A 19,614-nucleotide genomic window follows, 5' to 3' on the forward strand; every position below is an offset into this window, starting at 1 on the left:
TATCGATGTTTTCATTTATCGCTTTACTCATCTCGCCAAATTCATCATTTGATCTTACCTCTAGCTTGCTTGGTGCTTTTGCTTCGTAAGTTACAAATTTAAATAGATCATCAAGCTTAGACTGGATGGTTTTTATAGGGTTAAGAGACTTTTTAAGTAAGAAATAGACAAATGCTGAGAGGATAACGATAAATAGCACTGCTAGGATTAGTTGGATCTTTAGGAGGGGCATAGTATTTGTGGTAAATACATCTTTTTGCATAGCAGATATAGCCAGCCAGCCACGATCGTTTAGCTCTATAAAGTCAGCATATCTATCCTCGCCCTTTGTGTTTTTATAGGCAATTAATCCATTTTCATTAAATTCTTTATTTTTATATCTAGCGACTAGCTTGCTTGTGGTTGGATTGTCTTTGCCGACTAGTTCTTTGTCGGGGTGGATGATGATCTTGCCATCTTTATCTATCACGTAAGCATAACTATAATCAGTCTTGCTGATACTCATGATCTCTTCACTGAGGCTTGAAATATCAGCATTCATGGCAGCGACACCTTTATTGCCGATAGGTGCTGAGAACGCTATCATCATGGCATTTGAGCTTGATGATTTGTAAGGATCAGAAAAAGTTGCTTTTGCGCCTTTTGCGATCTTATACCAGTCTCTTGTTCTTGGATCATAGCCATTGTCTTTTGGCATCTCATTCTTGCCATTTGAGCGGTACATCGCACCATCGCTCTCGTATCCCACAAAAATTCTCTCTATCTCAGGCGATACGATAAGCTTGCCTGTGCTTAAAATTTCATTTATCTGACTTCTGTCCTCTAACTTTTCTAGCCTTTGGGCGATGCCATTTGCGGCATGTGTATTCTCGTCAAAAAATGTATTCATAGCGTTTTTTACATCTTTTAGAATTTGACGTTGAGATTGGATGACTAGCTCGATGGTTTTGTTTTGGGCAGTGTAGTAACTAGCGGCCGACATAGCCACAAACGAAATACATAGAGCAACTATTAGCATTAGTGCTATTTTATTGGTGATTGACTTCACACGAATTCCTTTACATATGATTTACATTGTCGCAATATCGGCTAGTTTAAAAAGAATTGTATAGCTGTTTAAGAAGTTTTTCTTTAAAAGTAAGAAATTTTGATCTAAAAGATAAATTTATGGTCTATCTTTTATCAAATTTAAAAGATTTTCTCTGATATTTTCGCTAGTTAAATTTGAAATTTCGCCGTAGAAATTTCCCTCTTTATCCAGCAGATAGATAGCAGAGCTGTGAGCGACAGAGTAGCCCATAGCAGAGTTTTTAAGATGCACTTTTTGGTATTTTACGCCGTAGTTTTTAGTGGCTTTTGGCAGATCATTCATCTTTAGTCCGTCTGCATCTTTGTAGAAATTTTTTGCCATTAGGGTTAAATTTTCAGGCGTGTCACGCTCAGGATCAAGAGTGATGAAAAGTAGCTCAAAGTCGTCTCTTTTTAGTTTATTTAGCTCATCGCCCACAAGAGAGAGCGTAGTAGGGCAGACATCGGGGCAGTAAAGATAACCAAAATATATCGCTTTATACTTGCCGTTATAATTTTTAAGGCTCACTTCGCCATGCTCTGAAAGCGCCTTAAAATCATACTTGTTTGGCTTTATAAAAAGCATCGCAAGACCAGCACATATTAAGATTATTATCAAGCCCCAAAGTGTCTTTTTCATCATTTGCCCTTACATTTTTAGATCAAGATCGACAAAAAATCCAGTATCCTTTTCGCCATCAAGCAGCTTAAATCTATACCTCATAAGATCGACCACACAAGCACTTAGCACGACTTGTGCTATTAGATTATCGCCTCTTTGATCAAGCCTTGCCTTTATAGAACCCATGTTCATGTTTATGCCATCGATTACAAGGTTTGGATCTTTTAGCCCTAAATTTTTGCCATTAATGATCTTAAAGCTAAACGGCCTCATCGCAAAGATCGGTCTTGGTGAGATCTCTATCTTTAGCTTAACGCCATTAAATTTTACCTCGCAAGCATCTTTGTTTAGATCGCATTTTAGAGGATCAAGCGATGTATTTACATCGGCAAATTCAGGCGGATCCTCTTTGCTGACCATAAATTTATGACCTATCCAAAAAGCGCCTGCTACGATAAAGATGAGTGAAAAAAGGATTAGAATTTTTTTCATTATTTAAAGTTTTTAGTTACTCCGATATTATCAAGCTTGATGCTTTCGCCGTTGCTAAATTTAAGCTCCAAATCAACATTATCGCCATCTTTTATAGGCCTATTTAGATCCATAAGCATGATGTGAAGACCGCCAGGTGCTAGCTTTGTCTCGCCATTTTTTGGGATAATGGCGTCTTCAACCTGGACCATAGCCATCATGCCATTTTCCATCTTGTGAGTGTGAATTTCAGTGCTTTTACAAACACTTGAATGAACGCCAACTAGCTTTACATCGGCATTTGAAGCATTTTTGATATTCATGAAAATAGCGCTGTTGTTTGTGCCAGGCTTTGTGTCTCTTGCTCTGACATTTTCTAGGCTGATGTCAGCCGCCATAAGAGTAGAAGCTGCAAGCAATGCACCAAAAACAAGTTTTTTCATATTTTTCCTTTATGGTAAATTAATAATGGTTTTCAGATTATACATATAAAGAAACTAAAATTCCCTTTAAAATTTAAAAATTGAAATTTTTTAGGTTATAATTACGCACTAAATTTTACTTTTTGGGACACTTCACTTGAAAAAGATACTATTTTTCTTCATCGCGTTAGCGCCTTGTCTTTTTGCCCAAAATTACGAAGAAATTTACTTAAAAAATGGCCCATCTGCCGTCATAGAAGCCATTGAAAAGAACATTTTAAGTAAGGACTACTGGCTAAACAAGCTCAAAGACAAGGACGTTAGATACGGATATTACGACAACGAGATACTTCTAAGCGTGGTTGATAAGACTGACAAAGAGCTTGAGGTCATCTCTTATAAAGACGGAGTTACAAAAAAACTCTTTAGCTCAAGCGTCATCGTTGGCAAAAATGGCGACAAACTGCTTGAGGGCGACCTAAAAACGCCAGTTGGTGTCTATCAGCTCACACGTAGATTTACGCCAAATGACAGATATCTTGGCCCACTTGCTTTTTCTCTTTCATATCCAAATTTACTTGATAAACTTGCCAAACGTAATGGCAGCGGCATCTGGATACATGGCTATCCGCTCGATGGTCAAAGGACAGATGAGCTAAAGACAAAAGGCTGCGTGGCTATGCAAAATGACATCTTGATGAAATTTGACGAAGTTATAGACCACAAAAAAACGCTCGCTTTTATCTACGAGGACAAGCGCCCAGAAGCAAGCGTGAACGACATAGCGGTGATCATCTCTGGAATTCTTAACTGGAAAAAGACTTGGAGCGAGAGCGACATCGATAGCTATTTGAAATTTTATGATAAAGATTTTGAGCGATATGACGGTATGAGCTTAGAAAATTTTAAAAATATGAAACGAGCGATCTTTTCTAAAAAAGAGAAAAAACATATCGCTTTTTCAAATTTTCTCATCACACCTTATCCAAATCTTAAAAACGACAAGCTCTTTCGCGTGAGTTTTTATGAGGATTACGCTGCTGATACACATAAATTTGCAGGTCAAAAGACCCTTTATGTCAAGCTTTATGGCGATGAGATGAAAATTTTTATAGAGGAGTAGAAGTGGAAAAATCTCAAGAAGTAAAAGAGAAGATAGAGAAAATTTTAGAGGCTAGGTCTGCGTTTTTTGCTGAGCTTGACCGCCAAGTGCCAAAGAAAAATGGCACTGATGTCTTTGACTTTAGCAAGGCTAAAGAAGCCGATCTAAAAGAAATTTACGCTAAATTTTATGCATTTGACTACAACGTAAGAAAGCTCTTGCCTGATGTTTATAAAGCTTATGATGTGAATTTCAATGTCTGAGATACGCCTAAACAAAGCAGCTTACATCCACAATCTAACTAAAATTTGTGATAAAGCTGGCGGAAAAGAAAATGTTATCGTCGTGTTAAAAGATAACGCTTATGGGCACGGCGCAAGGCTCATAGCTAGCGAGGCTAAGAAATTTGGCATAAAAAACTGCGCTGTAAAGAGCGAGTGTGAAGCAAATGAGATCGCTGATATCTTTGAAAATATCTTGATCCTCTCGCACATCCCAACAGGCGATGAGAGCGCTAAATTTACCTATGCCATAAACGACATAGACGCACTTTTAAAGATAAAAGAAAATACAAAAATCAACCTCGCCATCGACACTGGCATGCATAGAAATGGGCTTGATATAAACGAGCTTGATTATGCATTTGAAATTTTAGCCAGAAGAAATTTAGAGCTTCTTGGCGCTTATACGCACTTTCGCGCAAGTGATGAGCTAAATGCTGATTATTTCGTGCAAAGAGAGAATTTTAGCGCCGCAAAAGCGAAAATTTTAGTTCTTTGTGATGAGTTTGGTATAAAAAAACCGATCTTTCACTCTCACAACTCAGCCGCCCTTGAAAGAGCGAGTGAGATAAAAGATGAGATGGTGCGCGTAGGCATCGCTCAGTATGGATATGCTCAGTTTAATTGCTCTTTAAATTTAAAGCCAGTGCTTTCACTTTGGGCAAAGCGCGTTAGCAGGCGGGTCTTAAAAAGTGGTCAAAGCGTGGGATATGGGGCTAAATTTATAGCAAAAGATGATATAAACGTCGCTACTTATGATCTTGGATATGGCGACGGACTGCTAAGATACAATGGACTTGGTGAGCTAAGGCTTGCAAATGGCGAGCTGATACTTGGCAAAATTTCGATGGATAGCTTTAGCTGCAAAGATAGTGGCGAGTGGGTCTGTGTCTTTGAGGACGCAAATGTCTGGGCGGAGTTTTTTGGCACGATAAACTACGACATCTTAGTCAAACTCTCGCCAAATATCACTAGAAAATTTATATAAAGGTAATATGTGAAAAAGATCGTTTTATTAGCTCTTGCAAGCCTTGCTTTTGGTGTGCAAGAGAGTGAGTTTAAAGTTTATGAGCAGATACTAAATCAGCTTGATACAAAGCAGATCCCAGCCTTTGTCGTCCAAACCGCAAAGCCAAATTTGCCAAGCAGGGTCGATGAGATGATCACGCTAAAAGATGTAAGCAGCGATGGGCTAAACATACATGGCGAGTTTGTCTTAAACGAGACCAAGACAAAGAAGCTAAAAGGCTACAACAATGCTCAAATTTTGGCTTTAAAAGATGAATTTTATCAAAACGGAAAAGAGGCGCTTTGCAACTCAGGCATGGCAAGAGCTGCGCTAAATCGTGGCATCACGCTAAGTGGTAGCTACGGCTTTGAGGGCAGGCATCTTTTTGATTTGAAGCTGGATAAGAGTAGTTGCGAGTAGCCATTTTTGCGCTGTTTTTTTGCTCGCTAGCTCTGGCTCTTACACCAGATATGGCAGCGAAAAATCACGCAACATACTACAAAAAAAAGCTCCCATTTATCTGCACACCGACGCTAACGCTTAACGATATCTTAAACGTGGGCGATACGCTTATCTATAGATACGCCGTCAAACACGCAAGAAAGCAAGAGATCAAAAGGCTTGAAGAAAAAGAACTTTTGGAATTTATCGAGGCCATAAAAAAAGAGAATTTAAGAACCGCCTGCAAGGATAAAGAAATTTTAAATATGCTAAGCATCGGCGTTAGCTTGGATGAAATTTTCTACTCAGAAAACGGCGAACTAATCTTTGAATACATGATAAAAGATGAAGATTGCAAGAGACTGCAGTGAAATTTGGGGTTAAATTTCAGTTTTTGGGTTTTAAATTTTATTAGATTGCTTTGCAAATTTTAAAATCCTGCTCACTTACCTTAATAAAACACCAAATTTAGAGCTGAGATATGAACATTTGCAAATTTTAAAATTCCATTCACTCGCAAGAATTGACTACTGATTTTAGGTCTCGCAAAGCTTGCCACTAAAATCAGAGCCGAAATTACTCGTTCATGAAAATTTAAAATTTATCTGAGTTTGTCTGGCATAAAAATACATGCGGCACGATAGTGCTATCGCATGCACCTCTAACGTTGTCGGGGTTAGGGGATTGTTAAGGGGGAAGAGAGCGACTTCGTAATTCAAGCCTCTTCCCCCTTAACAAAGAAACAAACATTTAAATTTGATTAGATTGCTTTACAAATTTTAAAACTTTCATTCACTCGCAAGAATTGACTACTGATTTTAGGTCTCGCAAAGCTTGCCACTAAAATTAGAGCCGAAATTACTCGTTCATGAAATTTTAAAATTTACTAGAGTGTTTAACTGCATGCAGTGCGAAGCACAATTGCATGTCCCTCTAACGTGCGAGGGGTTTAGGGGATTTAAAAAGGGGGGATAAGGGGACGGCCTCGTAACTCGAGCCCCCTTGTCTCCCTTTTGATAAATAAAATTTATAAATTTCATTAGATTGCTTTGCAAATTTTAAAATTTACTCGACACCTTACTTGAGTTAATAAAGCAAATTTGCAAATTTTAAAATCTCACTCACTCGCAAGAATTGACTACTAAAATTTGGCTTCGATTAACGCTTAGCTCAAATTTTAGAGCTGAAATTACTCGTTCATGAAATTTTAAAATTTGACTATCTATATTTAAAATTTAAACCAAAAAACGAAAAATTTTGCCCAAATTTACTAAGGGCTAAATTTTTACATACCTCTTTTTATATCTTGCTCTAGTCTTTGAAGCTCAGCGATCCTGTCGCTAGTGCTAGGGTGCGTTCTAAAAAGCACACCAAGCTTGCTAGTTAGCGAGCCAAATGGATTTACGATAAACATATGAGCGCTTTGCTCGCTTGCATTTTGCATGACGTAAGAATTTGAGTAGTTTTCAAGCTTTCTTAGCGCGCTGGCTAGCCACTCTGGGTGTCCTGTGAGATAGGCTGCGCCTTTGTCTGCCTTGTACTCGCGCTCCCTTGAGATCGCCATTTGGATGATAGTAGCAGCTAGAGGCATCACAACGGCGATGATTAGCATAATTACTGGGTTGGCGTTTCTTTGTGAGTTTTGATTTTGACCAGCTACGGTGCCTATCTTGGCGAAATTTGCGACCATTGCGATAGCCCCAGCTAGTATGGCTGCGACTGAGCCAGTTAGGATGTCATAGTGCCTTACGTGGCTTAGCTCGTGAGCTAGCACGCCCTCGATCTCGTTTTCATTTAAAATTTTTAAAAGCCCCTCGGTTACTGCGACGGCTGCGTGGCTTGGGTTGCGGCCTGTGGCAAAGGCATTTGGCACCTCTTCTGGGATGATGTAAATTTTTGGCATCGGCAAATTCGCCTTTTGTGTGAGGCGAGAGACGATCTCGTAAAGGCCGTGAGCGTTGCTCTCATCGACTGGGATGGCGTTATATCTTTTTAGCACGAGCTTGTCGCTGAAAAAGTATGAAAATAGGTTCATGCCAGCTGCCATCAAAAAGGCGATCATCATGCCTTGCTCGCCGCCCACGTAGCCGCCAACAGCGATAAAAACTAGCATCAAAGCAACCATTAAAAAAGCGGTTTTGAAAATTTCCATTTTTGTCCTTATTCTTTTATAGCATTTGGCAGGATCGCCGCGTCGATCTCAAATTTTGCAAGCTCGCAAAGGCTTGTTTCACTTTCTATCAAAACAGCGATAAGTGCGTCAAATAGGTAGTTTTGCGCAACTTTTGCCAGATCTTTTGCTAGCGTAATATCGGCAATAATAAATTTTGCTCCAGCGGCGTTTGCGATGATAGCTTCGTTTATGTCATTTGCGATGATGCTAAAGCTTGCTCCAGCCTCTAACGCTCTTTTTATTAAATTTCTATCAAATTTAAAGAGATTTTGCCTGCCGCTTGAAATCTCATATTCGCTTTTGCAAAGATATAATGGCTCAAATTTGATCAACTCATCACCTAAAATTTTCATCTCTCACCCTTTATGCACTCTTTACAGATGTATTTTCCGTCCCTTAGCACCATTTGGTCGATGTCACTAAAGACACCGCATTTGCTGCACTCCTCGAAGTTGCTGGTGCTTATCTTGTCGTTTTTTTTTCTATTTTTAAAAAATATGATGTAAATCGCAACCAAAATCGCTACAAAAAGCAAGTATTTCAACGTATCTCCCTTCGGTTTTTGAGATTAAAATATATGTAGTTTCTATTTTTTTCATTATAAATTTGCGCATCTATGCCTGAAATTTCATCCATGACGCTAGAGCCCTTGTAGATGAGAAATTTAGTATTTTCATCGTAAAAACCCTCACAAATTTTTATAAGCTCTTTTGTCTTGCTAAGCGCCCTTGAGGTGATGAGATCAGCTGTAAATTTATCTGCAAGCTCGATCTTTTGGCTATGAACTTCTAAATTTTGCAAACCAAGCTCGATCTTAGCGTAGCTTAGAAATGATGACTTTTTGGCTATCGGCTCAAAAAGGTGCCACTTAGTGCGCGGCATCGCAAGCGCTAAAAATATCGCTGGAAAGCCAGCTCCACTGCCTATATCGATCGCCGTTTTGGCGCTTAGGTCAAAAATCTCAAGCGGTTTTATGCTATCAAGCACCTGTTCGCTTATATCTTTATAGTTGCTTAAGCTATGAACCTTGTTAAATTTAGAAAAGATTTGAGCGTAAGCCTTTACTTTTTCGTCAAATTCTGCTGGCAAGCAAAGCTCATTTTTTATCACAAGATGTGCCCCATTTGCTCTTTTTTGACCTTTAAGTAGCCTTCGTTAAATTTATTTGGTTTGATGACGATAGGCACGCGTTTTACGATCTTTGCTGAGCTTAGTCCGTGAAGTTTTAAAGGGTTATTTGTGAGTAAATTTACCTCTTTTATGCCGTAGTGATTTAGGATAAAATCAACCACTTCGTAAGTCCTCTCATCAGCCTTAAAACCTAGCTGGTGATTGGCTTCTATCGTGTCAAGGCCCTTGTCTTGGAGGCTATAAGCGTTTATCTTGTTTAAAAGTCCGATATTTCTGCCCTCTTGACGCAGGTAGATGACCATACCGCCATTTTCTTCGATATATTTTAGGCTCGCTTCAAGCTGGTCGCGGCAGTCGCATTTTAGGCTCCCTATAGCATCGCCAGTTAGGCACTCAGAGTGAATTCTAAGATTTACTACTTCGCTTAGAGGCTCTTTGTAGATCACGAGGTGCTCTTTTGTCCCTTCTTTGAAGGCTTGAACCTTATAAGTGCCAAATCTTGAGGGTAGATTTGCGGCGTTTGAAATTTCTATTTTCATTTTAAATTTACTCCAACTGTGCTAAACTAGCTAAAAATCACGCATTTTAACAAAGAAAAGGCAAAAATATGTTTAAACGTTTTAGAAGATTAAGAATAAATCCAGCTTTAAGAGACATGGTAAGAGAGACTAGCCTTAGCGTAAATGACTTCATCTATCCGCTCTTTGTGGTCGAGGGCAAAGGCGTTAAAAACGAGATCGCTTCGATGCCAGGCGTCTATCAAATGAGTATCGATGAAATTTTAAAAGAGTGCGAAGAGATAGTAAATTTAGGCATAAAATCGATCATTTTATTTGGCATACCAAGCCTAAAAGATAGCGTTGGCAGCGACGCACTAAGTAGCGACGGCATCATCGCAACTGCGCTTCGTGCCATAAAAGATAAATTTCCAAATTTAGTAGTCGTCACCGATCTTTGCTTTTGTGAATACACAGACCACGGCCACTGCGGCATAATCGATCACGTGCATAACACCATCGACAACGACGCAACGCTTGAAATTTCAGCTAAGCAAGCCTTGATACACGCTCAAAATGGCTCTGATATGATCGCACCAAGCGGCATGATGGATGGCATCATCGCAACGCTAAGAGAAGCGCTTGATAGCAATGGCTTTGAAAATTTGCCAGTGATGGCTTACTCAACCAAATTTGCCTCAGCATACTACGGACCATTTCGCGACGTGGCGCAAAGTGCACCAAGCTTTGGCGATAGAAAGAGCTATCAAATGGACAGCGCAAACCGCTTGGAGGCGATCAACGAGAGCTTGCAAGACGAGGCGCAAGGCGCTGATATCTTGATGGTAAAGCCAGCGCTTGCTTATCTTGACATCGTTAGAGAGCTTAGAAATTTGACACTTCTGCCACTTTGCGTCTATAACGTAAGCGGTGAGTACGCACTGCTAAAAGCTGGCGCAAAAGCTGGCATCATCGACTATGATCGCGTCATGATGGAGACATTAATCGGCTTTAAAAGAGCAGGGGCAAATTTGATCATCACCTATCACGCAAAAGAAGCGGCTAAAATTTTAAGGGGCTAAGATGAGGCACTTTTTGACGCTAAATGACTTTAGCAAAGATGAAATCGAGCAGATGATAAATTTAGCCCGCAAGATCAAAAAAGAGGCGAAGGCTAGAGAATTTAAGCCATATCTTAAAGATCAAAAGCTTGCGATGATATTTGAAAAAAGCTCAACCAGAACTAGAGTAAGCTTTGACGTGGGCATGCATGAGCTTGGCGGATATGCGCTATTTTTAAGTAAAAATGATATACAAATAGGCCGTGGCGAGCCTATACGTGACACCGCTAGAGTGATAAGCAGGATGTGCGACATGGCTATGCTAAGGGTTGATAGGCACGAGACACTAGAAGAATTTGCTAAATTTTCAAGCGTGCCAGTGATAAATGGCTTAAGCGATAAATTTCACCCAGTGCAGCTCATGGCGGACTATCTTACCATGCTTGAATTTAGCGCAGGTGAAAAGGTCGCATACGTAGGGGACGGCAATAATATGACTCACTCGTGGCTCATGCTAGCAAGCAAACTAGGACTTGAGCTAAGAGTAGCCACGCCAAAAGGCTACGAGGTGGATGCTGAAATTTTAAAAATGGCCAATGAAAACGCGAAAATTTCAGGTGCGAAAATTTTTATCACAAATGATATAAAAGAAGCGGTAAATGGTGCCGATGTAGTGACTACGGACACTTGGGTATCGATGGGTCAAGAGGCCGAGAAAGAAAAGAGGCTAAAAGACTTTGCTGGATACTGCGTGGATGAAAATTTGATGAGTTTAGCTAAAAAAGACGCGATATTTTTGCACTGCTTGCCAGCTTACAGAGGCTACGAGGTGAGCGAGGCGGTCTTTGAAAGGCACGCGGATGAAATTTTTAGCGAGGCGGAAAATAGACTTCATGCACAAAAGGGCGTGATGGTCTGGTTAGATGAGAGAAGAAGATGAGTGAAGAGAAAAATATATATGATGAGATAGATGAGATCGGTAATAACCTTGGGCTAAGCGAGCCTGAAAAAACGGTCTTTGAGATAGTTTCAACGAAAAATCCAAACGAGCACATTTTAAATTTAAAAAGTGGCTCTTGGGACTCGAAAGAGCCGTGGTTTGGTATTGATGAAAATCAAAATTTACACACGGTCATTTCTGTACAATCGTTCTCAGCTTTGATAGAGGCCTTAAAAGAGTCGCAAAAAGAGAATTTTGACCTAAGGCTTGAAAAGACGATCTGGCAAAATATCCCGGTTGATTTTAGCGATGTTTGGGTGGTTGCGATGGATGAGATCAAAAAGATCGCTCACGATAAAAAGAGCAGGCAGTTTAACATCGACCTTGATAAGCTGGTAAAAAATATCAAAAAAGAGCATCCAAATTTATTTGTAGATATAAAAGAGATGATCCAAATGGCAAGGAGCAGGGCAGATGATTGATTTTAGTGCGTATGTGAAGTATTCAAGGCCAGGGCCAAGATATACGAGCTATCCGACAGCACCGGAGTTTAGTGATAAATTTAGCTATGAGGCTTACGTAAAAGAGCTTGAAAACCGCGATAAAAAAAGGCCGCTTTCGCTTTATTTGCACTTGCCATTTTGCAGGAGTGCTTGCTATTTTTGTGGCTGTAACGTCATCTACACGAGCAAAGAGGACCGCAAAGAGAGATATATAAGATATATAGAAAAAGAGCTTGAAATTTTGGCTCGCCACCTAGATACAAGCACCGAGGTCTTGCAGATGCACTTTGGTGGCGGCACTCCGACATTTTATAACGCGGCTCAACTTGATGAGATTATCAAACTTATCAAGGCTAAATTTAAAAATTTCTCAAAAGAGGCTGAGATAAGCTGCGAGATAGATCCGAGATTTTTGACAAATGAGCAGCTTGATGTGCTCATATCTCACGGCTTTAACCGCATAAGCTACGGCGTGCAAGACTTTGATGAGAAAGTGCAAAAGGAAATTCATAGAATTCAGCCCTATGAGATCACTCAAAATGCCGTAAAAATGGCTAGGCAAAAGGGCATAAAATCAATAAATATGGACCTAATATACGGTCTGCCATATCAAAGCCTAGAGAGCTTTAAAAAGACGCTTGAGCTTGCTCTTACGCTTGATCCTGATAGGCTTGCAGTATTTAACTACGCTCACGTGCCGTGGATAAAAAAGTCGATGCGTAAATTTGATGAGACAACCTTGCCAAATCCAGAAGTAAAGCTTGAAATTTTAAAATTTACAGCTGAGTTTTTAACTAAAAATGGCTACAAAATGATAGGAATGGATCACTTTGCAAAGCCAAATGATGAGCTTTTTGCAGCTCTTGCAAATGGCACTTTGCATAGAAATTTCCAAGGCTATACGACAAAAGGTGGTGCTGATCTTATCGGTATAGGCATCACAAGTATCGGTGAGTGTAAAAGACACTATGCGCAAAATCATAAAGATATGGATGAGTATGAAAAAGCGATCGATAGTGGAAAGTTGCCATACGCAAAGGGAATTTATCTAAGCGATGAAGACTTGCTTAGAAAAAGTGTGATCATGAGTTTGATGAGTAATTTTGGGCTTAATATCAAGGCAGTCGAGGATGAATTTCATATAAATTTCTTTGAACATTTCAAAAATGAGCTTGAAGAGCTAAAGAATTTAAGTGAATTTGTCGATGTTGCGACAGATAAAATCAGCGTAAATGAGACTGGAACGCTGATAATACGAAATATTGCAATGTGTTTTGATGAGTATCTTAAGAAAATTCCAGAGAATTTAAGGCGATTTTCTAAGACGATATAAAAATTATTTTTTTGTCATAAGGTATTTAAAATACGTTTAATATTTCTTGGTGTATAATTCGCACTAAAAGTCGAGCCAAAGCTTGACAATAAAAAGGTAAAAGGATCTAGTTATGAAAAAGATGTTAGCAATTAGTGCTTTGGCCGCAGCAACGTTGCTGTCTGCTCAAGATGTCCCTTATAGGATTTTTCTAGCTTCATTCGCTCAAGATGATAGCGCTGCTAGAATCGATAGTGCTGTTAGCAAAGTAAACAGCAAAATATCAGATAGCAGACTAACTACTGGCGTTTATGAAGTTGGTGGAAGAAAGTTTTTATATGTTGATACAACTCCAGTTTCTGAAAATGAAGCTAATGAGTTGTTAGCTAAAGTTCAAAATGAGTCAGGTTATAAAGATGCTTTAATGAGAGCTAAGTCACCTGTAACAAATGCTCAGTCAGCTAAAAAATCTAATATAGAACAAACTATATCAGCAGAGCCTAAAGCAGCAGCTACAGCACAAGCTGATGATAGTGTATTGACTTTGGATCAAGTTGTAAAAACTATTTTAAATGAAAACCCAAGCTTAAAAGCTACAGAATTTAACTACTTACAAGTTGGTAAAGATCTAAAAATAGCTAAAAATGCCTACTATCCAACACTTGATGCAGCTGCTAGAGTAGGATATGAGAGAAAACGTCTTGATGATGGCATCTCAACAAGAAGAGGCGATGGCAGAGTATCTGGCGCATCTTTAACTTTAGTTGAAAACCTTTATAATGGTGGTGCTGATAAAAACAGAATCAACTCTCAAAGTGCAAGACTTGACTCAGCTGCTTACACAGTAGCTCAAGCTGCAGATAGACTAACACTAAGCGCAGCAAATGCTTACCTACAAGTTCTTCAAACAAAGAGAATTCTTGACATTGAAGAAGAAAACGTAAAAAGCCATGAAGAAATTTATAGCCAAATCAAAGATAGAGCAAGATCAGGTTACGGCGTAGCTTCTGAAGAGAGACAAGCTGGATCACGCTATACTTTGGCTCAATCAAACTATATAGCTGCAAAAAATAACTATGAAGATGCACTTTCTACATTTGAAAAACTATATGGAAGAAAAGTTGCAGCTAAAAACCTAGTAATGCCTGAATTTAACCTGCCATTACCAAGCACTAAAGAGGCCGTTTATGACAAAGCTGTTCTTTGTAACCCAACACTTCTAGTTCAAAGATCAAACATCGCTATGGCAGAGTCTGTTGTAAAAGAGAAAAATGCACCATTCTTACCAAAACTAGATCTTGTTGTGTCAGGTGCTTATGATCACTCAAATGTTTTATATGATGATTATGAAGAACAAACATTTGATGCTCTTTTAAGACTAAACTATAACCTTTACAACAAAGGTAATGATAAGCTTGATAAAGAGAAGAGCCAACTTGCTGTTCAACAAGAGCAACAAACTATGGATAACCTTGTAAGAGAGCTTAAAGAGTCTTTAGAATTCTCATGGCAAAACTATGTTCTTAACCAAGAGAAAATGGGATATCTAAATCAACACGTTGAATATGCAAAAGCTACTCTTGATGCATACCAAGATGAGTTTAGAATCGGTCGCCGTGACCTTATCAACCTACTTGATGCAGAAAACGAGTACAACACAGCTTTAAAAGAGATCGCTACAACTGAGACCGCACTATCTTATGCAAAATATAGATTGCTAGATAACATGGGTATGGTTTCAGATAGTTTTGAGCCAGGCTTTGCTAAGAGATATATTCAAGGCGCTTGCAGTATTCAAAACGACTTAAGATAAAAATTTAAAAAGTGATGACCATGAGGGTCAAAGCAAAATTCTGGACGCTTACTTTAAGCGTCCTTTTTTCGTTATTAGCATTAAATGCTGTCGGGGATTTTATAAAACAAACAACGATAGCAAAGGTGGCTAAAATTTATGGAGAAGATGCAAGAAGAAGGGCATCGGCATTAAATTCTTTAATGACTTCATTGCAAGATGCAACCGAACAAGAGAAATTAATAAAAGTAAATGATTTTTTTAACTCTTTTAGGTGGGTTGATGATATGCAACTTTGGCACAAAAAAGATTACTGGGCTACCAGAATGGAATTTGTAGGAAAAGGCGCTGGTGACTGCGAAGACTACGTTATCGCAAAGTATTTCACTCTAAAGCAACTTGGAATTCCAACTCAAAAATTATACTTCACATACGTTAAAGCCTTAAGATACAACCAAGCACATATGGTTTTGGCATATTATGATACACCAAAGTCTATTCCATTAATTTTAGACAACATAAATGGTAAAATAAAAATCGCAACTCAAAGAACAGACCTTGTGCCAGTTTATAGTTTCAACGGTGATTCGCTATACTTGGCAAAACAAGAAGGTCTTGGTCAGGCAATACCAGGTGGAAATAAAAAACAAAATCCTAAGTGGATGGAACTAATAGATAGGATAGGAAAAGAGGATTTATGACGCTATTTAAACAGATTATGATCGCTGTGATAGCTTTTGGCATCGTGATTTTTATGGCTGTTGGCTACTTAAATTTTAAGAGCCTAAATGGATACATCAACGACCAGCTCGGTGAAAACGCAAGGCACACAGCAAACTCACTTGGACTTGCTTTAAAGCCGATTGTTGATCCTGAGGATATGTCTTTGGCACAAACGATGATAAATTCTATGTTTGATAGCGGCAGATACAAGCTCATTAAACTTGAAGATGTCGATGGTAAGGTGCTTATAGAAAATTCTCAACAAACTATCGTTAAAGATATCCCTGAGTGGTTTTATAAGATCGCTAAATTTGAAGCTCCTGTTGCAACTAGCGAGATCATGACTGGCTGGGCTAAATTTGGCACACTCTATGTTCAAGGCAGCACAGCACTTGCCTACAATGAGCTTTACTCAAACTCAAAAAATATTTTTAACTTTCTAGCTTTAATGATCATCATCGCTCTTGTCGTGGCGTTTTTCGCCCTTAAGGCGATATTTAGACCACTTGCTAAGGTGCAAGATCAAGCTGAAGCGATACTTGATAATAAATTTATCATCCAAAAGAGAATTCCATTCACAACCGACCTTAAAAAGATGGTGCTCGCCATGAACTCGATGGTTAGCAAGGTTCAAGACATATTTGAAAGAGAGGCGGCTACGCTTAGCAAGTATCAAGAGCTTTTATATAAAGACTCTATGAGTGGTACTTACAATAGAAGATTTTTTCAAACTAAATTTAGCGAGTATTTAGCGAGTGAAGAGTATTCAAGCGGTGTTGCATCACTTGTTAGCTTTAAAGATCTAGCTGGGTTAAAAGGCATTCTTGGCTTTGAAAAATGGCAAAGTGTCATCATAAAAATAGCTCAAATTTTACAAGAAAAATCTACCGAAAATGACCAAAATGCGATCGTTGCAAGGCTAAATGACAACGACTTTATCTTGCTTTCTTACGGTAAAAACTCATCAAATTTCTCAGCTTTAGACGATAAGATCATGGCTGAGTTTAAAAAACTCTATGCAAATTTCTCTATAAATGATAGCGAATGCCCAGTCAATGCTGCTATTGTCGAGTACTCGCCAAGCACTGATATGAGGACACTACTTACATCAGCTGACGTCACTTTGGCTAGTGCAAGACTGGCTGGCTGCTTTACTTGCAAAGAATTTAATGCAAATCAAAACACCTTAGTCATCGGCAAAGAGAAATACAAAGAGCTTATCTTTGACTCTATAAAAGAGGATAAATTTAAATTTGCAGCTCAAAAAGTAGTTGGTTTTGACTCAAACTTTGAGCAGTATGAACTTTATCTAAGGCTCGTTGATAGCGAGGGCAAATGGCGCATGGCATCATACTTTATGCCAATGGTAAATGAGCTAAATTTAGGTGCGATGCTCGATCTTCACATCCTAAATAGAATCGCTAGAATTTTGCCTGAAAATGTCTTGCCTCATGGAAGCTTGGCGATAAATTTGGGTAAAGAGATATTAAGCTCGGACGAAAATTTCTCAAAACTTGAGGCCACACTTAAAAAAATCGCTCAAATTTCAAAATCTAAAAACTATATAGAAATTCCAAACAAAGACGATATTAGTATCGAAAGTATAGTTAGACTTACTAAAAAATTAAAAGAACTCGGCTTTGGTTTTGGATTTGACCACTTTGAACTCAGCGCAAAAGGCATTGAGAAGCTAAAAGAATTTAATCCAGACTACGTAAAGATCCAGTCAAGCGTCTTAATCGACTTTTTAAGTGATAAATCAGGAGCAAACACAAAACAATCACTAGATGTTGTTTTAAGCTCAAAAGATATCATTTTGATTGCGATCGGTGTTGAGAGCGAAGAGCAAAAGAGTAAGCTAATTGAGCTTGGCATTAAAAACATGCAAGGAATTTACATAGATGAAATCAAAAATATTGGATGATAGATGCATAGCGATAAGATAAAAGACGAACTGCTTCAATGTTTGGTGATCTTTACCAAACTTCATAACAACCCATATAGTGCCGATGCTTTGACTATCGGTCTGCCTGTAAAAGATGGCGAAGAGATCGAGCTTTTTTCACTAAAGAGCTCGAAGTCTTTATTTTCTCGTGCAGCTTCACGTGCTGGCTTTGCATCGACGCTTGTCAGAAAAGACCTTGATCAAATTTCGCCTTTAGTTTTGCCTTGTATCTTGATGCTTAGAGGCAAAAAAGCGTGCATCTTGCAATCTTTCAGCGAAGACAAAAAGATGGCAAACATCATCACGCCTGATCTTTCAACTGGCACTAGCACGATAGAAACAAGCAAGCTAAAAGATGAGTATCTAGGCTATGCTTACTACCTAAAACGTGAATTTGTCCCAGAAGATACAAGCTCGACAAAGCTTATCGACGCTGGTAATGACCACTGGTTTTGGGGCACTTTAAAGCGCTCTAAGAAAATTTACTTTGACGTCGTGATAGCAAGCTTTATCATAAACTTATTTGTCCTTGCAAGCCCGCTCTTTACGATGAACGTCTATGACCGCGTTGTGCCAAATAATGCAGTTGAGACACTTTGGGTTCTAGCGCTTGGCGTGAGCGTCGTTTATGGTATCGATCTATTTTTAAAATTTGTTCGTTCATATTTTCTTGAGATCGCAGGCAAGAAGAGCGATATCATTATGAGCTCGATCCTTTTTGAGCGTGTAATGGATATGAAATTTAGCAATAAGCCAAAGTCAGTTGGTTCATTTGCTAGCAACTTGAAAGAATTTGACACAGTTAGAAATTTCTTCTCATCTGCGTCGCTTGCTGCCATTGTGGATCTGCCATTTGCGTTAATCTTCTTGATAGTTACCTACTTTATAGGAAGCTACCTTGTGCTTGTGCCTATTGTTATCATGATAGCTATTTTGTGCTACACATTTTTTATAAAAGATCCGCTTCAAAACGCGATCAAGAGCACATTTGAGGCATCAGCTATGAAAAATGGAATTTTGATAGAGAGCCTTAGCAGCTTAGAGACCATTAAAACTCTTGGTGCTAGCGGTCACGTGCAGTGGAACTGGGAAGAGGCGACTGGCGAGATAGCAAACAGAAGTATCAAATCAAAGATCATCACTACTTCAATCACGACCGTGACTTCATTTTTAGTTCAGTTAAATACTATTGCCATCATCGTTCTTGGTGTTTATATGATACAAGATACGCATCTTACAATGGGTGGTTTGATCGCTGCTGTTATGCTTAGCTCTCGTGCGATCGCTCCTATGGGTCAAGTAGCCTCACTAGCTGCAAATTTCGAGCAGACAAAGACAGCTTATCAAAGCCTTAGCAAGATCATGCAGATGCCAGTTGAAAGACCTGAGGGTAAGAAATTTGTTAGAAGAAATTCTTTTGACGGCAAGATAGAGTTTAAAAATGTGAGCTTTACATATCCAGACACTACAAAAGGCTCACTTGATAGGATAAATTTTGTCATCCAGCCAGGTGAGAAAGTAGGCATCATCGGTAGAAATGGCTCTGGTAAGACAACCTTACAAAAGATAATCTTAGGCCTTTATGCACCGACTGAAGGCTCAGTGCTAATTGATGGTATAGATATCAACCAGATAGACCCAGCTGACCTTAGAAGAAATATCGGCTACGTGCCACAGGATGTTGTGTTATTTAAAGGAACGGTTAGAGAAAATATCGTTCAAAAAGCACCATATGTCGATGATATGCAGATAATTAAAGCTGCTAAGGTAAGTGGCGTAGATGAATATGTCAATGCTCACCCACTTGGATTTGATATGCCAGTATTTGAAAGAGGTGATGGCATTAGCGGCGGTCAGCGTCAAAGTATAGCCGTGGCTAGAGCATTTTTGCTTGACAGTCCTATCATCTTGCTTGACGAGCCTACAAATTCATTAGACAACACAGTTGAGAGCAAGCTAAAAGCAAATTTAAAGGTAAATACCGTAAATAAAACTATGATCTTAGTAACTCATAGAACATCGATGCTTGATCTTGTTGATAGGCTCATAGTGATGGATAACGGCAAAATTTTACTAGATGGTCCAAGAGACGAAGTTTTAGCTAGACTTAGTGGGAAGTGA

The 19,614-nt window shown here is 39.0% G+C and carries 22 protein-coding genes; 13 read left to right on the plus strand and 9 right to left on the minus strand.

Annotated elements, in window-relative coordinates; genetic code table 11:
- The 4 genes from G6W43_RS05175 to G6W43_RS05190 all read right to left on the minus strand — a co-directional run.
- Positions 1 to 1,048, minus strand: a 1,048-nt coding sequence (locus tag G6W43_RS05175; RefSeq protein ID WP_194169303.1) for a cache domain-containing protein, incomplete at its 3' end; no start/stop codon positions are given.
- A 117-nt stretch (positions 1,049 to 1,165) separates the two neighbouring features.
- The gene (locus G6W43_RS05180; protein WP_194169304.1) at positions 1,166 to 1,708 is read right to left on the minus strand and encodes an SCO family protein; all 543 of its coding nucleotides are present in this window, start codon (positions 1,706 to 1,708) and stop codon (positions 1,166 to 1,168) included.
- Positions 1,709 to 1,717: 9 nt separating this feature from the next.
- Positions 1,718 to 2,182 carry a hypothetical protein gene (locus G6W43_RS05185; RefSeq protein ID WP_103570806.1) on the minus strand — a complete coding sequence of 155 codons (465 nt, stop codon included), beginning with the start codon at positions 2,180 to 2,182 and terminating at the stop codon, positions 1,718 to 1,720.
- Positions 2,182 to 2,604, minus strand: a complete 423-nt coding sequence (locus G6W43_RS05190; protein ID WP_149712132.1) for a copper chaperone PCu(A)C — start codon at positions 2,602 to 2,604, stop codon at positions 2,182 to 2,184. The genes G6W43_RS05185 and G6W43_RS05190 overlap by 1 nt, the downstream gene beginning before the upstream one ends.
- 136 nt (positions 2,605 to 2,740) lie before the next feature.
- On the opposite strand from G6W43_RS05190, the gene G6W43_RS05195 reads away from it, so the two are divergent.
- Genes G6W43_RS05195 through G6W43_RS05215 form a run of 5 tightly spaced genes read left to right on the plus strand, consistent with a single transcriptional unit; the run spans position 2,741 to position 5,787 of the window.
- Positions 2,741 to 3,706 (plus strand): L,D-transpeptidase family protein, encoded by a 966-nt coding sequence (locus G6W43_RS05195; RefSeq protein WP_004317576.1) that lies wholly within the window; start codon positions 2,741 to 2,743, stop codon positions 3,704 to 3,706.
- 2 nt (positions 3,707 to 3,708) lie between these two features.
- A complete protein-coding gene (gene cmeU / locus G6W43_RS05200; protein WP_194169305.1) occupies positions 3,709 to 3,948 on the plus strand; it encodes a CmeU family protein in 240 nt (79 codons plus the stop codon).
- Entirely contained in the window at positions 3,941 to 4,954 is a 1,014-nt protein-coding gene (locus G6W43_RS05205; RefSeq protein ID WP_194169306.1) for an alanine racemase, read from the plus strand. The genes cmeU and G6W43_RS05205 overlap by 8 nt, the downstream gene beginning before the upstream one ends.
- A gap of 9 nt (positions 4,955 to 4,963) precedes the next feature.
- On the plus strand, positions 4,964 to 5,395 hold the full coding sequence (locus G6W43_RS05210) for a hypothetical protein (protein WP_194169307.1): 432 nt from the start codon (positions 4,964 to 4,966) through the stop codon (positions 5,393 to 5,395).
- Positions 5,386 to 5,787: a flagellar protein FlaH gene (locus G6W43_RS05215; protein ID WP_149712134.1), complete on the plus strand. Its 402-nt coding sequence runs from the start codon at positions 5,386 to 5,388 to the stop codon at positions 5,785 to 5,787. Before G6W43_RS05210 ends, G6W43_RS05215 begins: the two co-directional genes overlap by 10 nt.
- A gap of 914 nt (positions 5,788 to 6,701) precedes the next feature.
- Here G6W43_RS05215 and htpX read toward each other — a convergent pair.
- From htpX to ribA, 5 genes are read right to left on the minus strand one after another with little or no spacing between them, the layout of a single operon-like run.
- Positions 6,702 to 7,568, minus strand: coding sequence for a zinc metalloprotease HtpX (gene htpX / locus G6W43_RS05220; RefSeq protein ID WP_103570811.1), 867 nt, complete (start codon positions 7,566 to 7,568; stop codon positions 6,702 to 6,704).
- An 8-nt stretch (positions 7,569 to 7,576) separates the two neighbouring features.
- Positions 7,577 to 7,942, minus strand: a complete 366-nt coding sequence (locus tag G6W43_RS05225; RefSeq protein ID WP_194169308.1) for a hypothetical protein — start codon at positions 7,940 to 7,942, stop codon at positions 7,577 to 7,579.
- Entirely contained in the window at positions 7,939 to 8,133 is a 195-nt protein-coding gene (locus tag G6W43_RS05230) for a hypothetical protein (RefSeq protein WP_103646685.1), read from the minus strand. The genes G6W43_RS05225 and G6W43_RS05230 overlap by 4 nt, the downstream gene beginning before the upstream one ends.
- On the minus strand, positions 8,130 to 8,696 hold the full coding sequence (gene rsmG, locus G6W43_RS05235) for a 16S rRNA (guanine(527)-N(7))-methyltransferase RsmG (RefSeq protein ID WP_194169327.1): 567 nt from the start codon (positions 8,694 to 8,696) through the stop codon (positions 8,130 to 8,132). Before rsmG ends, G6W43_RS05230 begins: the two co-directional genes overlap by 4 nt.
- Positions 8,696 to 9,259, minus strand: a complete 564-nt coding sequence (ribA, locus tag G6W43_RS05240) for a GTP cyclohydrolase II (protein ID WP_194169309.1) — start codon at positions 9,257 to 9,259, stop codon at positions 8,696 to 8,698. The genes rsmG and ribA overlap by 1 nt, the downstream gene beginning before the upstream one ends.
- Before the next feature lie 68 nt (positions 9,260 to 9,327).
- On the opposite strand from ribA, the gene hemB reads away from it, so the two are divergent.
- The 8 genes from hemB to G6W43_RS05280 all read left to right on the plus strand — a co-directional run bounded on the left by hemB (position 9,328) and on the right by G6W43_RS05280 (position 19,614).
- The gene (gene hemB, locus G6W43_RS05245; RefSeq protein ID WP_194169310.1) at positions 9,328 to 10,299 is read left to right on the plus strand and encodes a porphobilinogen synthase; all 972 of its coding nucleotides are present in this window, start codon (positions 9,328 to 9,330) and stop codon (positions 10,297 to 10,299) included.
- A 1-nt stretch (position 10,300) separates the two neighbouring features.
- On the plus strand, positions 10,301 to 11,218 hold the full coding sequence (gene argF / locus G6W43_RS05250) for an ornithine carbamoyltransferase (RefSeq protein ID WP_194169311.1): 918 nt from the start codon (positions 10,301 to 10,303) through the stop codon (positions 11,216 to 11,218).
- Positions 11,215 to 11,700, plus strand: a complete 486-nt coding sequence (locus G6W43_RS05255) for a DUF2603 domain-containing protein (protein WP_087583684.1) — start codon at positions 11,215 to 11,217, stop codon at positions 11,698 to 11,700. Before argF ends, G6W43_RS05255 begins: the two co-directional genes overlap by 4 nt.
- Positions 11,693 to 13,054, plus strand: a complete 1,362-nt coding sequence (gene hemN / locus G6W43_RS05260) for an oxygen-independent coproporphyrinogen III oxidase (protein WP_194169312.1) — start codon at positions 11,693 to 11,695, stop codon at positions 13,052 to 13,054. Before G6W43_RS05255 ends, hemN begins: the two co-directional genes overlap by 8 nt.
- Before the next feature lie 112 nt (positions 13,055 to 13,166).
- On the plus strand, positions 13,167 to 14,846 hold the full coding sequence (locus tag G6W43_RS05265) for a TolC family outer membrane protein (protein ID WP_103574048.1): 1,680 nt from the start codon (positions 13,167 to 13,169) through the stop codon (positions 14,844 to 14,846).
- 20 nt (positions 14,847 to 14,866) lie between these two features.
- Complete coding sequence (locus G6W43_RS05270) at positions 14,867 to 15,526, plus strand: transglutaminase-like cysteine peptidase (RefSeq protein ID WP_012001497.1); 660 nt, start codon at positions 14,867 to 14,869, stop codon at positions 15,524 to 15,526.
- Positions 15,523 to 17,472, plus strand: a complete 1,950-nt coding sequence (locus G6W43_RS05275) for a bifunctional diguanylate cyclase/phosphodiesterase (RefSeq protein WP_194169313.1) — start codon at positions 15,523 to 15,525, stop codon at positions 17,470 to 17,472. Before G6W43_RS05270 ends, G6W43_RS05275 begins: the two co-directional genes overlap by 4 nt.
- A gap of 3 nt (positions 17,473 to 17,475) precedes the next feature.
- Positions 17,476 to 19,614: a type I secretion system permease/ATPase gene (locus G6W43_RS05280; RefSeq protein ID WP_021085509.1), complete on the plus strand. Its 2,139-nt coding sequence runs from the start codon at positions 17,476 to 17,478 to the stop codon at positions 19,612 to 19,614.

Origin of the sequence: Campylobacter concisus, from assembly GCF_015229965.1 — a bacterium.
Classification (GTDB): Bacteria; Campylobacterota; Campylobacteria; order Campylobacterales; family Campylobacteraceae; genus Campylobacter_A; species Campylobacter_A concisus_BD.

What these genes read in the sequence shown, in the direction of transcription:
- G6W43_RS05180 (WP_194169304.1), bottom strand. Translation starts at nt 1,708, where the DNA reads ATGAAAAAGACACTTTGGGGCTTGATAATAATCTTAATATGTGCTGGT.
- G6W43_RS05185 (WP_103570806.1), bottom strand. Translation starts at nt 2,182, where the DNA reads ATGAAAAAAATTCTAATCCTTTTTTCACTCATCTTTATCGTAGCAGGC.
- G6W43_RS05190 (WP_149712132.1), bottom strand. Translation starts at nt 2,604, where the DNA reads ATGAAAAAACTTGTTTTTGGTGCATTGCTTGCAGCTTCTACTCTTATG.
- G6W43_RS05205 (WP_194169306.1), top strand. Translation starts at nt 3,941, where the DNA reads ATGTCTGAGATACGCCTAAACAAAGCAGCTTACATCCACAATCTAACT.
- htpX (WP_103570811.1), bottom strand. Translation starts at nt 7,568, where the DNA reads ATGGAAATTTTCAAAACCGCTTTTTTAATGGTTGCTTTGATGCTAGTT.
- G6W43_RS05225 (WP_194169308.1), bottom strand. Translation starts at nt 7,942, where the DNA reads ATGAAAATTTTAGGTGATGAGTTGATCAAATTTGAGCCATTATATCTT.
- ribA (WP_194169309.1), bottom strand. Translation starts at nt 9,259, where the DNA reads ATGAAAATAGAAATTTCAAACGCCGCAAATCTACCCTCAAGATTTGGC.
- hemB (WP_194169310.1), top strand. Translation starts at nt 9,328, where the DNA reads ATGTTTAAACGTTTTAGAAGATTAAGAATAAATCCAGCTTTAAGAGAC.
- argF (WP_194169311.1), top strand. Translation starts at nt 10,301, where the DNA reads ATGAGGCACTTTTTGACGCTAAATGACTTTAGCAAAGATGAAATCGAG.
- G6W43_RS05255 (WP_087583684.1), top strand. Translation starts at nt 11,215, where the DNA reads ATGAGTGAAGAGAAAAATATATATGATGAGATAGATGAGATCGGTAAT.
- hemN (WP_194169312.1), top strand. Translation starts at nt 11,693, where the DNA reads ATGATTGATTTTAGTGCGTATGTGAAGTATTCAAGGCCAGGGCCAAGA.
- G6W43_RS05265 (WP_103574048.1), top strand. Translation starts at nt 13,167, where the DNA reads ATGAAAAAGATGTTAGCAATTAGTGCTTTGGCCGCAGCAACGTTGCTG.
- G6W43_RS05270 (WP_012001497.1), top strand. Translation starts at nt 14,867, where the DNA reads ATGAGGGTCAAAGCAAAATTCTGGACGCTTACTTTAAGCGTCCTTTTT.
- G6W43_RS05275 (WP_194169313.1), top strand. Translation starts at nt 15,523, where the DNA reads ATGACGCTATTTAAACAGATTATGATCGCTGTGATAGCTTTTGGCATC.
- G6W43_RS05280 (WP_021085509.1), top strand. Translation starts at nt 17,476, where the DNA reads ATGCATAGCGATAAGATAAAAGACGAACTGCTTCAATGTTTGGTGATC.